The sequence below is a fragment of the Hoeflea sp. BAL378 genome (assembly GCF_000759435.1).
GTDB lineage: Bacteria > Pseudomonadota > Alphaproteobacteria > Rhizobiales > Rhizobiaceae > Hoeflea.
Map to the genome: position 1 here is coordinate 1 of NZ_JRJG01000197.1, position 13,619 is coordinate 13,619.

General features: G+C 66.6%; 14 protein-coding genes. 12 read left to right on the top strand and 2 right to left on the bottom strand.

What is annotated here, in order from left to right; translation table 11 throughout:
- Positions 1 to 151 precede the first annotated feature (151 nt).
- On the top strand, positions 152 to 820 hold the full coding sequence (locus LL06_RS24715) for an NnrU family protein (protein ID WP_035533370.1): 669 nt from the start codon (positions 152 to 154) through the stop codon (positions 818 to 820).
- Positions 821 to 834: 14 nt separating this feature from the next.
- On the opposite strand, the gene mazG is transcribed toward LL06_RS24715, so the two are convergent.
- On the bottom strand, positions 835 to 1,665 hold the full coding sequence (gene mazG, locus LL06_RS24720; RefSeq protein ID WP_035533372.1) for a nucleoside triphosphate pyrophosphohydrolase: 831 nt from the start codon (positions 1,663 to 1,665) through the stop codon (positions 835 to 837).
- A 196-nt stretch (positions 1,666 to 1,861) separates the two neighbouring features.
- Here mazG and LL06_RS24725 point away from each other — a divergent pair, with 196 nt between their 5' ends.
- Positions 1,862 to 2,188 carry a hypothetical protein gene (locus LL06_RS24725; RefSeq protein ID WP_035533374.1) on the top strand — a complete coding sequence of 109 codons (327 nt, stop codon included), beginning with the start codon at positions 1,862 to 1,864 and terminating at the stop codon, positions 2,186 to 2,188.
- A 30-nt stretch (positions 2,189 to 2,218) separates the two neighbouring features.
- Here LL06_RS24725 and LL06_RS24730 read toward each other — a convergent pair whose 3' ends face one another.
- Positions 2,219 to 2,821 carry a nucleoside deaminase gene (locus LL06_RS24730; protein ID WP_035533447.1) on the bottom strand — a complete coding sequence of 201 codons (603 nt, stop codon included), beginning with the start codon at positions 2,819 to 2,821 and terminating at the stop codon, positions 2,219 to 2,221.
- A gap of 180 nt (positions 2,822 to 3,001) precedes the next feature.
- Here LL06_RS24730 and cysG point away from each other — a divergent pair, with 180 nt between their 5' ends.
- The 10 genes from cysG (at position 3,002) to fdhF (ending at position 13,610) form a co-directional block, all read left to right on the top strand.
- A complete protein-coding gene (cysG, locus tag LL06_RS24735; protein ID WP_035533376.1) occupies positions 3,002 to 4,459 on the top strand; it encodes a siroheme synthase CysG in 1,458 nt (485 codons plus the stop codon).
- A gap of 10 nt (positions 4,460 to 4,469) precedes the next feature.
- Positions 4,470 to 4,793, top strand: coding sequence for a DUF2849 domain-containing protein (locus LL06_RS24740; protein WP_035533378.1), 324 nt, complete (start codon positions 4,470 to 4,472; stop codon positions 4,791 to 4,793).
- Positions 4,794 to 4,803: 10 nt separating this feature from the next.
- A complete protein-coding gene (locus LL06_RS24745) occupies positions 4,804 to 6,474 on the top strand; it encodes a nitrite/sulfite reductase (protein ID WP_035533380.1) in 1,671 nt (556 codons plus the stop codon).
- Between the two features lie 24 nt (positions 6,475 to 6,498).
- Positions 6,499 to 6,990 (top strand): DUF934 domain-containing protein, encoded by a 492-nt coding sequence (locus LL06_RS24750; RefSeq protein ID WP_035533382.1) that lies wholly within the window; start codon positions 6,499 to 6,501, stop codon positions 6,988 to 6,990.
- 16 nt (positions 6,991 to 7,006) lie between these two features.
- Positions 7,007 to 7,342 (top strand): 2Fe-2S iron-sulfur cluster-binding protein, encoded by a 336-nt coding sequence (locus LL06_RS24755; RefSeq protein ID WP_035533384.1) that lies wholly within the window; start codon positions 7,007 to 7,009, stop codon positions 7,340 to 7,342.
- Between the two features lie 85 nt (positions 7,343 to 7,427).
- Positions 7,428 to 8,324: a LysR family transcriptional regulator gene (locus LL06_RS24760; protein ID WP_035533386.1), complete on the top strand. Its 897-nt coding sequence runs from the start codon at positions 7,428 to 7,430 to the stop codon at positions 8,322 to 8,324.
- A 93-nt stretch (positions 8,325 to 8,417) separates the two neighbouring features.
- On the top strand, positions 8,418 to 8,897 hold the full coding sequence (locus tag LL06_RS24765; protein ID WP_035533449.1) for a formate dehydrogenase subunit gamma: 480 nt from the start codon (positions 8,418 to 8,420) through the stop codon (positions 8,895 to 8,897).
- A complete protein-coding gene (locus tag LL06_RS24770; RefSeq protein ID WP_035533388.1) occupies positions 8,894 to 10,450 on the top strand; it encodes an NADH-quinone oxidoreductase subunit NuoF in 1,557 nt (518 codons plus the stop codon). The genes LL06_RS24765 and LL06_RS24770 overlap by 4 nt, the downstream gene beginning before the upstream one ends.
- On the top strand, positions 10,447 to 10,662 hold the full coding sequence (locus tag LL06_RS24775; protein WP_035533390.1) for a DUF4287 domain-containing protein: 216 nt from the start codon (positions 10,447 to 10,449) through the stop codon (positions 10,660 to 10,662). Before LL06_RS24770 ends, LL06_RS24775 begins: the two co-directional genes overlap by 4 nt.
- A gap of 62 nt (positions 10,663 to 10,724) precedes the next feature.
- Positions 10,725 to 13,610, top strand: a complete 2,886-nt coding sequence (gene fdhF / locus LL06_RS24780) for a formate dehydrogenase subunit alpha (RefSeq protein ID WP_035533392.1) — start codon at positions 10,725 to 10,727, stop codon at positions 13,608 to 13,610.
- Positions 13,611 to 13,619: the final 9 nt, after the last annotated feature.

Consider the following 13,619-nt stretch of genomic DNA (forward strand, 5'->3'; position numbering starts at 1 on the left):
TCGCCGGCCTCGCGCCCGGGCAGGACTGGCCGCTGCACCTGGCCGCGGGCGGCTGGATCCTGGCCTTCGGCGGCTTCGCCGTGATCTATTTCCCGATCCTGGCGCGTCCGAAGCTCGGCCCCAAGCTCGCCACCGGGCAGGTGGCGGCGCGATGAACGGCTGGGGCGAGTTCATCGCCGCCTATGGCCTGTTCCTCGCCTCGCACGCCATCCCGGTGAGGCCGCCGGTCAAGCCCTATCTCACCGCGCGGCTGGGCAAGGCGGGATTCTCGCTGGCCTATTCGGTCCTGTCGATCGCGGTGCTGGTCTGGCTGATCATGGCCGCGGGCCGCGCGCCCTATGTCGAGATCTCGCCGCGCGCGCCTTGGCAGGCGCTTGTGACGCTGGTCGCGATGATCGCCGCCTGCATGATCCTGGCGCTGGCTGCGTTCCGGCCCAATCCGTTTTCCTTCGGCGGCCGGCGCAACGCGGATTTCGATCCGGCGCGGCCGGGGATCGTTGGCTGGCTCAGGCATCCGTTTCTGGCGGCGCTGGCGCTCTGGGCGGCCGGCCATGCCGCGCCCAATGGCGATCTCGCCCATGGGATCCTGTTCGGCGGCTTCGCGCTGTTCGCGCTTCTCGACATGCGGCTCATCGACCGGCGGCGCAAGCGCGAGATGGGCGCCGATCGCTGGCTGGAGCTCCGGCAGGCGGCGCGCGAGGGACGAAGCCTTGCTCCGGATGCCGCGGCAATCGCCCGTCTCACGGCGGGCCTGGTTCTGCTATGCGTGCTGATCTGGCTGCACCCGCACGTCATCGGGCTCGATCCGCTGGCCTGGTAGAGCCGCGCCTCGCCTCAGTCTTGCTCGGGCTTGAGCTTGGCCGCCTGCCACAGCGCTTCCATCTCGTCGAGCGTGGCGCCGGCGGGCGTCTTGCCCTGGTCTGCCAATCCGGCCTCCACCGCCGCGAAGCGGGTGCGGAACTTTGTGTTGGTCGCGCGCAGCGCGTCCTCGGGGTCGGTCTTCAGGTGCCGGGCGAGATTGGCGACGGCGAAGATGACGTCGCCCAGTTCTCCCGCCGCCTTTTCGGTCTCGCCGCTGGCGATCTCCGCGCGCAGTTCGGCGATTTCTTCCTCGATCTTGTCGAGCACGGGGCCGGCGGCGCCCCAGTCGAAGCCGACCCGGCTGGCCGCCTCCTGCAGTTTCAACGCCTCCATCAGCGCGGGCAGCGCGCGCGGCACGCCGGTGAGCTGTCCGGGCGTTTCAGCCTCGGGCAACCCGCGCGCGGCACGGCGGGCCGCACGGTCGGCCTTTTCCCCGGCCTTGATCTCGGCCCATTGCGCCTTGACCTTGTCGGGCGTGTCGGCGTCGGAACGCTCGAACACATGCGGGTGGCGGCGGATCATCTTGCGGGTGATCGCCTCGACCACGTCCTCGAAGCTGAACAGATCCTGCTCCTCGGCCATGCGGGCATGGAACACCACCTGCAGCAGCAAATCGCCCAGTTCGTCGCAGAGATCCTCGGGATCGTTGCGCTCGATGGCGTCGGCGACCTCGTAGGCCTCCTCGATCGTGTAGGGCTTGATCGAGGCGAAATCCTGCTTGATGTCCCAGGGGCAGCCGGTTTGCGGGTGCCGGAGCGCCGCCATGATCTCGATGAGGCCGGAAATGTCGCGTGATGGTTTCATCCGTCGAGCTTAGCCGAGCCGCGCGGGGCCTGCGACCGGTTCGCCCAGGGCGGGCGGGTTGTCCACAGCTCTATCGCGGGAGCCGTAGGCGTCGCGGCGCGGAGTCCAGCCTGACGCAAGCCATGGACCTTATGAACCATGGTACATATATCATAAATTTGATATTTAACCCTTTGTTAACCTTGGAGACTGCGAATTGGAAATACGCTCTGAAATTTATTCAGACTATTTCTACAACAATGGCATCCGCTCTCCGGACCAGGCCAGGTCCGCGGACGACTCCTCGTTGCGCGTCTTTCAACAGGTGACTGTCTATTATGATTCCCCCAAGGCGCCATCAGGGACTGAGCCGGGAAAACCCAGCGTTCAGGGCAATCTTACTTTCGGGGAAGACGGAACATACGCCCTGTCCTACAACGGCACCGTTCCGGTCGAAGTAAAAAGCGCCCCAAGAGAGCCACGCACCAAGAAAGACGCCGGGATCAAGCCGTTCGACGGCTTGCTTGACCTGCTCGGACACTAATCGGCGGTGGGTGCCTGATCGAGGGGCGGATCAGTTGAGCGGGATGGCGTTGTCGTCCTTGCCCGCCTGATAGGCATTGGACAGGTCGGCGTAGCGGGCGCGGATGCGGTTGGCCTGGTCGAGCAAGGTCCGGGCCTCATCCTCAGCAAGACCTGCCATGATGTCGAAGATGCCGCGGCCGCGCCAGAAGGCGTTGTCGTGGTTGTAGCCACCCGGCTCGAGCCCAAAAACCTCCTTGAGCATCTTGAGATCGTGCGGAATGGCAAAGCTGTCGCGCGAATCCTGGTGGCTGAAGAAATAGAAGAAATTGTCGAACCCGGCCCAGGCGATCGCCGACATGCACATGGTGCAGGGCTCGTGCGTCGACAGGAAGATCATGTCCCGGGTCCGCTCCTGACTGGAGACCGGTGCTTCGTAGAAGCATTTGAGAAGATGCACCTCGCCGTGCCACAGCGGGTTCTCGGTCTCGCGGTTGGTCTGCGCCATCACCAGGGACAGGTCCGACTTGCGCAGGAGTGCTGCGCCGAACACCTTGTTGCCTTCTGCCACGCCCTTGTCGGTCAAGGGCAGGATGTCGTGCTCCATCACGTCGAGCAGTCGTCCGGCCAGTTCCGCGTTTTCGGTGATCGTCATGTCCGTTCCAGTCCAGTCCAGTCCGCCCGCATGAGCGGGGAGCGCGTCGCGGTTGCGCATTCTCCATATCCGGCTTTCAGGGGTAAAAGAATATCCGTCTGCCCGGTTTGGCAAATCTTTGTTCCTTCATTTGTTTCGTCTTTCTCCTGAAAATGGCGCCAACTCAGGAGTTGCATCTTCATGTCTACGCGAAATGCGCAGCTAACCACATTTCCCGCTTTCGTGCGGGTCGACGCGAGAAAGGTCGCGATTTTCGGAAACGGCGCGGAAGCCGCGGCCAAGGCGCGGCTTGTCGCCAACACGACGGCCGACATCTCGGTCTATGCCGATGCGCCCGAAGCCGAACTCACCGACAGCCTGTCGCGCCTGGGGCTTGAGCCCTTGCCGGGCGCCTATTCCGCTGCGCAGATGGACGGCGCGACGCTGGTGTTCGCCGCCACCGGCGACGCGGCGCTGGACCGGAAGATCGTCGCCGATGCCCGCGCCCGCCGCATTCCGGCGAACGCCGTCGACCAGCCCGAGTTCTGCGATTTCCTTACGCCGGCGCTGGTCAACCGCGCGCCCGTGGCGATCGCCATCGGCACCGAAGGGGCAGGGCCGGTCCTGGCGCAGATGATCCGCGCCCGCATCGACCAGATGCTCTCGCCCTCGCTCGGCACGCTCGCACGGCTTGCCCAGGACTACCGCGTCGCCGTCGACCGGCTGCTGCCGCGCGGCGTGGCGCGTCGGGTGTTCTGGCGCCGCTTTTTCGAGGCCGATGTCGCCACCCATGTCGCACATAACGAGATCTCGCTCGCCCGCCGCGCCGCCACCCGCATGCTGCGCGGTCGCGAGCCGGTGCCCGGCCACATCTGGCTGGTGGGCGCCGGCCCCGGCGCCGAGGACCTGCTGACCCTGCGCGCGCAGCGCGCGATGATGGAAGCCGACGCGATCGTCTATGACGCGCTGGTGCCCGAAACCGTGGTGGCGCTCGGCCGCCGCGACGCCGAGCGGATTTCGGTCGGCAAGCGCAAGGGCTGCCATTCCAAGAGCCAGGCCGACATCAACCAGTTGCTGGTCCAGCTCGGCCGCGAGGGCAAGCGCGTCGTCCGGCTCAAATCCGGCGATCCGCTGGTGTTCGGCCGCGCCGGCGAGGAAATGGCCGCACTCAGGGACGCAGGCGTCTCCTTCGAGATCGTGCCGGGCATCACCTCGGCGCTCGCCGCCGCCGCCGATTTCGAACTGCCGCTGACGCTGCGCGGCGTGGCCTCGTCGCTGGTGTTCACCACGGGGCATGACCTGACCGGCGCGGCACTGCCCGACTGGGCGCGGCTCGCCGTCTCCGGCGCGACGCTGTGCGTCTATATGGGCCGGACGGTCGCCGCCAGCGTCGCCACGCGGCTGATCGAGGCGGGGCTGCCCGCCGACATGACGGTCGCCATCGTCGAGAACGCCTCGCGGGCTGACCGACGCCTGTTCCACGGCACGCTCGCCGACCTGCCGGCGCTCGAGCACCGCACCGAACTGTCGGGACCGGTGATGGTGGTGATCGGCGACGCCGTCGCCGGCGCAAATTTCGACCACTCGACCCCGATCGCCGAGGGACAGAGCGACGCTGCCCCCGCCCGCACCCGATCCACCCAGACCCAAGCCGCCTGAGGAGGCCATCATGAAAACCGCCCCGTTCAAGACCAGGGTTCTCACCGCAAACCGCCTCTCCGACGGCGTCTCCGTCTGGCTCGGCGCCAGTGGCGAGTGGGTGCTGTCGATCAGGGACGCGTTTCTCGCGCGCCATGACGAGGCCGTCTCGGCGATCGAAGCCGCCGGCGCGCAGGCGCTGGCCGACAACCGCGTCGTCGACGTCAATGTCATCGAGGTCGAGGAAACGCCCACAGGCCCGCGGCCCTACCGGCTGCGCGAGCGTATCCGCGCGGAGGGTCCCTCCATCGACTACGCGCCGGTTGCCTCCGCCCGGGTCTCCCAGGCCGCATAAGGATTGAACGATGTACCGTTACGATGAATTCGACCACGCCTTCGTGGCCCAGCGCGTCAGCCAGTTCAGCGACCAGGTCGCGCGCAGGCTCAAGGGCGAGATCTCCGAGGATGCGTTCAAGCCGCTCAGGCTGATGAACGGCGTCTATCTGCAGCTCCATGCCTACATGCTGCGCGTGGCCGTGCCCTACGGCACGCTGAACAGCCGGCAGATGCACAAGCTCGCCCATATCGCCCGGACTTATGACCGCGGCTACGGCCATTTCACCACGCGCCAGAACATCCAGTACAACTGGCCGGCGCTCAAGGACATGCCGGCGATCCTCGAGGAGCTGGCCGAAGTCGAGATGCATGCGATCCAGACCTCGGGCAACTGCATCCGCAATGTGACCGCCGATCATTTCGCGGGTGCTGCCGCCGACGAGGTCGCCGATCCCAGGCCCTATGCCGAGATCCTGCGGCAGTGGTCGTCGGTGCATCCGGAATTCTCGTTCCTGCCGCGCAAGTTCAAGATCGCGGTCACCGCATCCGAGCGCGACCGCGCCGCGATCCAGGTGCACGACATCGGCCTGCAGCTCAAGAAAGACGGCGAAGGCCGGCTGGGGTTTGCCGTCTGGATCGGCGGCGGGCAGGGGCGTACGCCCATTTTGGCCAAGAAGGTCAATGACTTCCTGCCGGAAGCTGATCTTCTGTCTTATGTGACGGCGATCATGCGGGTCTACAATCTGCACGGCCGCCGCGACAACAAGTACAAGGCGCGCATCAAGATCCTGGTGCACGAGACCGGCGTCGAGAAGCTCAGCGCCGAGATCGAAGCCGAATGGATGCACCTCAAGGACGGCGAACTGACGCTGCCCGAAGCCGACATCGCCGCGATCAACGCCTATTTCGCCCCGCCCGCACTCGGTGCGCGCGCCGAGGGCTGGGGAGAGCTGGCCGCCTGGAAGAAGTCGGATCCGGATTTCGCCTCCTGGGTCGGGCGCAACGTGGCGCCGCACCGGCATCCCGACTACGGCATGGTGACGATTTCGCTCAAGCCGATCGGCGGCATTCCCGGCGACGCCTCGGCCGACCAGATGGACGCCGTGGCGCGGCTGGCGGTCGAATTCGGCCATGACGAGATCCGCGTCACCCACGAGCAGAACCTGGTTCTGCCGCATGTGGCGCTGGCCGATCTCGAGCCGCTCTACCGGGCCCTGGTGGCCGAGGGACTGGCCACCGCCAATGCGGGGCTCATCACCGACATCATCGCCTGCCCGGGGCTGGATTATTGCGCGCTGGCGAACGCGCGCTCGATCCCCGTCGCGCAGGAGATTTCCAAGCGCTTCGGCGACGCGGCGCGGCAGGCCGAGATCGGCGATCTCAAGATCAAGATCTCGGGCTGCATCAATGCCTGCGGCCACCACCATGTCGGCCATATCGGCATTCTGGGTGTCGAGAAGAAGGGCGCGGAACTCTACCAGATCTCGCTCGGCGGATCGGGAGACGAGAACGCCTCGATCGGCCAGATCACCGGCCGCGGCTTCGAGCCCGACCAGGTCACCGACGCGATCGAGACCATTGTCGACACCTATCTGGCCCTGAGGACCGGCGCCGAAGAGACCTTCATCGCGTGCTACCGCCGCATCGGCGCCGACCCGTTCAAGGCGGCGCTCTATGGCGGCGAAGCCCAGGCCGCCTGAGCCAAGACCCGGAGACTGATTTTCATGACCGTAATCTGGACGAAGAACGGGATCGTCGATAACGACCCCTGGACCGCCGACGGCGCGGAGCAGGGGCCGAAGCTGCTGCCGCTCTCCGAAGCCCTGGAGCATGCCCAGGACAACGCGCCCTTCGGCGTGGTGCTGCAGCCCGCCGACGATGTCGCGACATTGGCGCCGATCCTCGGCCGGGTGGCGATCATCGCGCTCACCTTTCCCGCTTTCGGTGACGGGCGCGGCTTCTCCCAGGCCGCGTTGATCCGTCAGCGGCTGGGCTATGAGGGCGAGCTGCGCGCTGTGGGCGCCGTGCTGCTCGACCAGATCCCGCTGATGCTCAGGACCGGCTTCGACAGTTTCGAGGTCAGCCATGCGCCCACCATCGAGCGGCTCAAGCAGAACCGCCTGCCGGGCATCGACCTGCACTACCAGCCCTCCGTCGACCGGACGGAAGCCGGGCAGGGCTATAGCTGGCGCCGCGCCGCCATCGTCAACGGCTGACCGGGGAGCCTCTTTCATGCACATTCATGTCACCGACCAGTCGGGAACCCGCCACACGCTCGAAGCGCTCGAAGGCTTCCGGGTGATGGAGATCATTCGCGACTGGGGCCTCGACATCAAGGCCGAGTGCGGCGGCGCCTGCGCCTGCGCCACCTGCCATGTCCATGTCGCACCGGACTGGACCGGCAAGCTCTATCCGATCGAGGCCGAGGAAGAGGACATGCTCGACCAGGCCTTCGACGTGCGCGACAATTCGCGGCTCTCCTGCCAGCTCCTGATGAGCGAGGAGCTCGACGGTCTCGAAGTGACGCTGGCGCCCGGAACCGAACGCCGGGACCGCGACGCGGCCTGACGCCGCCCTCTCGGCGCAAACCCGACATCGCGGCGTCGCTGGCGCTGCTTGCGCGAGGCGGGCCGCCTGTGCGAGCCTGCCCGTCATGATCGACAAGCTCGAATTCTTCATTGTGCTGGCGCGGGAACGGCATTTCGGCCGGGCGGCCGAGGAATGCGGCGTCACCCAGCCGACGCTGTCGGCCTCGCTCAAGCAGCTCGAGGAGCAACTGGGCGTGGTTCTGGTGCAGCGCGGCTCGCGCTTCCAGGGCTTGACGCCGGAAGGCCAGCGGGTGCTGGAATGGGCGCGGCGCATCGTCGGCGACGCCCGCACCATGCGCGAGGAAATGAAGGCCGCGCGCCGCGGCCTGTCGGGCCACGCCCGCATCGCGGTGATTCCCACGGCCACCTACATGGTCACCGACCTGACCGTCGCCTTCACCGAGAAACACCCGGCCGTGACGCTGTCGGTGACCTCCTGCACCAGCTACCAGGTGCTGTCGCAACTCGAGAACTTCGAGATCGACGTCGGCATCAGCTATCTCGAGAACGAGCCCACGGGCCGCGTCGCCACGGTGCCGCTCTATGCCGAGCGCTACCAGCTCATCACCTCGGCCGGACAGACTTTCGCCGACCGGGACAAGGTGACCTGGGCCGAGGTCGCCACCCTGCCGCTCTGCCTGCTCACGCCCGACATGCAGAACCGGCGGATCATCAACCATCACCTGGCCGAAGCCGGCGCCACCGCCAAGCCGACGCTCGAATCCAATTCGATGATCGTGCTGTTCTCCCACATCCGCACCGGCAAATGGGCCTCGATCATGCCGGTCAACCTGGCCGAAACCCTGGGCTTCGGCGAGGACATCAAGTCCATCCCCATCGTCGAGCCCGACGCGTCCCACATCGTCGGGATGATCGCAGCACCCCGCGAGCCGCACACGCCGATCGTCTCGGCGATGCTGCACGAGGCCCGGGTGTTCGCCCAGACGCTCGCGCAACGATAGATTTTTTCTATCGCACAACGAATGTGCTGCATTGATTCAAGGGCTTGTTGCCTGTCAATGGAGGCTGCCGTCATGCCGCTGGAGGAGCATCGCATGGATTCACGCCACCTGGACGCCGAGATTGCGGCCCGCACCGAAGCCATCGTCGGGCGGTTGAAGCCGCTCGAAGGCCCGCTTCTGCCGATCCTGCACGATATCCAGGCCGAATTCGGCTATGTGCCGCAGGCGGCGCTTCCGGCGATCGCGCAGGGGCTCAACCTGTCGCGGGCCGAAGTGCATGGCGTCGTGAGCTTCTATCACGACTTCCGCGAGACGCCGGCCGGACGCCATGTGATCAAGGTCTGCCGTTCAGAGGCCTGCCAGTCGATGGGCGGCGAAGCGCTGGCCGACCGGCTGCTCGGCCTGCTCGGGCTCGACTGGCATGAGACCAGCGCCGACGGCGCGGTGACCATAGAGCCTGTCTATTGCCTCGGCCTGTGCGCCTGCGCGCCGGCGGCGATGGTCGACGGCGAGCTCATCGGCCGGCTGGACGAGGACGCGGTCAGGGATCTGGCGCAGGCGGTGCGGGCATGAGCGTGAAGATTTTCATTCCCGGCGATTCCGGCGCGATCGCAGTGGGCGCCGACAGGCTGGCCACGCGCATGGCCGTTGCGCTCGCGGAGCGCGGTCTCAGCGCAGAGATCGTGCGCAACGGGTCGCGCGGGCTCTACTGGCTCGAACCGATGATTGAAGTCGAAGCGGCGGGCGGCAGGGTCGCCTACGGCCCGGTCAAGACGTCGGACGTCGATGGCCTGCTCAACGCCGGGCTTCTTGAAGGCGGCGCCCACCCGCTGTCGCTCGGCCTGACCGAAGAGATTCCGTTCCTCAAGCGCCAGACCCGGCTCACCTTCGCCCGCTGCGGCGTCATCGATCCGCTGTCGCTCGACGACTACCGTGCCCATGGCGGGCTCAAGGGACTGGAAAAGGCGGTCGCCATGACGCCCGAGGCGATCGTGGCGCAGGTCACGCTATCCGGCCTGCGCGGCCGCGGCGGCGCCGGCTTCCCGACCGGCATCAAGTGGAAGACGGTGCTCGAGGCCGAAGGTGCGCAGAAATACATCGTCTGCAACGCCGACGAGGGCGATTCGGGCACCTTCTCCGACCGCATGATCATGGAGGGCGATCCCTTCGTGCTGATCGAGGGCATGGTGATCGCCGGCCTCGCCACCGGCGCGACCAAAGGCTATGTCTACACAAGGTCGGAATATCCCCACGCCATCCGGGTGATGACGCGGGCGATCGAAATCGCCAGAAAGAACGCCATTCTGGGAGCATCTGTTCTCGGCTCCGGCCACGCCTTCGACATGGAAGTCCGCGTCGGCGCGGGCGCCTATGTCTGCGGCGAGGAAACGGCGCTCTTGGAAAGCCTCGAAGGCCGCCGCGGCGTGGTTCGCGCCAAGCCGCCGCTGCCCGCGCACAAGGGCTTCCTCGGGCGGCCGACGGTGGTCAACAACCTGATCTCGCTCGCCACCGTGCCGGTGATCCTGGACCGGGGCGGCGAATATTACCGCGATTTCGGCATGGGCCGCTCGCGCGGCACGATTCCGGTGCAGATCACCGGCAATGTCAGACATGGCGGCCTGTTCGAGGCGGCCTTCGGCATGACGCTCGGCGAACTGGTCGACGACATCGGCGGCGGCACCGCGAGCGGTCGCCCGGTCAAGGCGGTGCAGGTCGGCGGCCCGCTCGGCGCCTATTTCCCGCGCGCGCTGTTCGACACGCCGTTCGACTACGAGGCCTTCACCGCGAAACACGGGCTGATAGGCCATGCCGGCATCGTCGTCTTCGACGACACCGCCGACATGCTCAAGCAGGCGCGTTTCGCCTTCGAATTCTGCGCCATCGAGAGCTGCGGCAAGTGCACGCCCTGCCGCATCGGCTCGACCCGCGGCGTCGAGGTGATCGACCGGATCGCAGCCGGCATCGAGCCCGAGAAGCAGAAGGACCTGGTCACCGATCTGTGCAACACGATGAAGTTCGGCTCGCTCTGCGCGCTGGGCGGCTTCACCTCCTACCCGGTGATGAGCGCGCTCACGCATTTCCCCGACGACTTCCAGCCGAAACACCTGGCGGAGGCGGCCGAATGAGCGACACCGGCAAGGTCAAGGGACCGGCCTCCTATTTTCCGTCGATCATCAAGACCTACGGAAAGCCGATCGAGCACTGGCAGGAGATCATCCGCGCCCAGGACGGCATGACGCACATGCAGATCGTCAATTTTCTCAAGGCCACCCACCAGTTGGGCCATGGCCACGCCAATGCGCTGGTGGCGGCGACGCTGGCCGAGCGCAAGCCATAGGCCGAGTTGAGCATTCACCGTCCGGCCTCGGGCCGCGGCGGAACGAGTTTTTGGAGGAAACCATGTCCCTGATCCAGGAAATCGACTACGGCACGCCGGCCTCCAGGGCCGAGAAGACCGTGCGCCTCGTCATCGACGGCACGACGATCGACGTGCCCGAGGGCACCTCGGTGATGCGCGCCTCGATGGAGGCCGGCATCAAGGTGCCGAAACTCTGCGCCACCGACATGGTCGACGCCTTCGGCTCCTGCCGGCTCTGTCTGGTCGAGATCGAAGGCCGCAACGGCACACCTGCCTCCTGCACCACGCCGGTGGCGGAAGGCATGGTGGTCCACACCCAGACCGGGCGGCTCAAGGACATCCGCCGCGGCGTGATGGAGCTCTACATTTCAGACCATCCGCTCGACTGCCTGACCTGCGCCGCCAATGGCGACTGCGAGCTGCAGGACATGGCCGGCGCGGTGGGCCTGCGCGACGTGCGCTACGGTTACGAGGGCCACAATCACGTCAAGGCCCGCGACAATGGCGAGGCCAATCCGCGCTACATGGCCAAGGATGAATCGAACCCCTATTTCACCTATGACCCGGCCAAGTGCATCGTCTGCTCGCGCTGCGTGCGCGCCTGCGAGGAAGTGCAGGGGACCTTCGCGCTCACCATCGAGGGCAGGGGTTTTGACAGCCGCGTCTCGCCCGGCATGCATGAGAGCTTCATGAATTCCGAATGCGTGTCCTGCGGCGCCTGCGTGCAGGCCTGCCCGACGGCGACGCTCACCGAAAAGTCGGTGATCGCCATCGGCCAGCCCGAGCATTCGGTGGTCACCACCTGCGCCTATTGCGGCGTCGGCTGCTCGTTCAAGGCGGAGATGCGCGGCGAGGAAGTGGTGCGCATGGTGCCGTGGAAGGACGGCAAGGCCAATCGCGGCCACTCCTGCGTCAAGGGCCGCTTCGCCTGGGGCTACGCCACCCACAAGGACCGGATCCTCAACCCGATGGTGCGCGAGAAGATCACCGATCCCTGGCGGGAAGTCACGTGGGACGAGGCCTTCGCCCATGTCGCCAAGGAATTCCGCCGCATCCAATACCAGTACGGCAAGGGCGCCATCGGCGGCATCACCTCGTCGCGCTGCACCAATGAGGAGACCTTCCTGGTGCAGAAGCTGGTGCGCGCCGGCTTCGGCAACAACAATGTCGACACCTGCGCCCGCGTCTGCCATTCGCCGACCGGCTACGGTCTCGGCAAGGCCTTCGGCACCTCGGCCGGCACCCAGGATTTCGATTCCGTCGAGCACACCGACGTCGTCATCCTGATCGGCGCCAACCCGACGGACGGCCATCCGGTGTTCGCCTCGCGGCTGAAGAAACGGCTGCGCCAGGGCGCCAAGCTGATCGTCATCGATCCGCGCCGCATCGACCTGGTGCGCTCGGCCCATGTGGAGGCGAGCCATCATCTGCCGCTCAAGCCCGGCACCAATGTCGCGGTGCTGACGGCGCTCGCCCATGTGATCGTCACCGAGGGCCTGTTCGACGAGGCCTTCATCCGCGAGCGCTGCGACTGGTCGGAATTCGAGGACTGGGCGAGCTTCGTCGCCGAACCGGCGCATTCGCCGGAAGCCACGGAGCAATTCACCGGCGTGCCGGCGGAAGAGGTGCGCGGCGCCGCCCGTCTCTACGCCCGCGGCGGCAATGGCGCGATCTATTACGGGCTTGGCGTGACCGAGCACAGCCAGGGCTCGACCACGGTGATGGCGATCGCCAACCTCGCCATGGTCACCGGCAATATCGGCCGTCCCGGCGTCGGCGTGAACCCGCTGCGCGGCCAGAACAATGTGCAGGGCGCCTGCGACATGGGCTCGTTCCCGCACGAACTGCCCGGCTACCGGCACATTTCCGGCGCCGAAGTCCGCGACGTGTTCGAGAAGCTCTGGGGCGTGGAGCTGAACCCGGAACCGGGCCTGCGCATCCCCAACATGCTCGACGCCGCCGTCGACGGCACCTTCCGCGGCATCTACATCCAGGGCGAGGACATCCTCCAGTCCGATCCCGACACCAGGCATGTGCAGGCGGGGCTCGCGGCGATGGAATGCGTCGTCGTGCACGACCTGTTCCTCAACGAGACCGCCAATTACGCCCATGTGTTCCTGCCGGGCTCGACCTTCCTCGAGAAGGACGGCACCTTCACCAATGCCGAACGCCGCATCAACCGCGTGCGCAAGGTGATGAGCCCCAAGAATGGGCTCGCCGACTGGGAAGTGACGCTGAAGCTCGCGCAGGCGATGGGGCTCAACTGGGCCTATAGCCATCCGTCCCAGATCATGGACGAGATCGCGCTCACCACGCCGAGCTTCGCCAGCGTCAGCTACAAGCTGCTGGAAGAGAAGGGCTCGGTGCAGTGGCCCTGCAACGAGGCGCGCCCCGACGGCACGCCGGTGATGCATCTCGACGGCTTCGTGCGCGGCAAGGGCAAGTTCATCCGCACCGAATATGTGGCGACCGACGAGCGCTCCGGCCCGCGCTTCCCGCTGCTGCTCACCACCGGCCGGATCCTGAGCCAGTACAATGTCGGCGCGCAGACGCGGCGCACCGACAACGTTGCCTGGCACGCCGAGGACCTGCTCGAGATCCATCCGCACGACGCCGAGCAGCGCGGCATCCGCGACGGCGACCTGGTCAAGCTCGCCAGCCGCTCGGGCGAGACGGCGCTGAGGGCGAAGATCACCGAGCGGGTGGCGCCGGGCGTGGTCTACACCACGTTCCATCATCCCGGCACCCAGGCCAATGTGATCACCACCGACTACACCGACTGGGCCACCAACTGCCCGGAATACAAGGTGACCGCGGTGCAGGTGTCCCCGTCGAACGGGCCGACCGTCTGGCAGCGCGAGTATGACGCGCAGGCCGCCCAATCCCGCCGGATCGCCACTGAAGCGGCGCTCGAGCCGGCCGAATAGGCGGCGGAA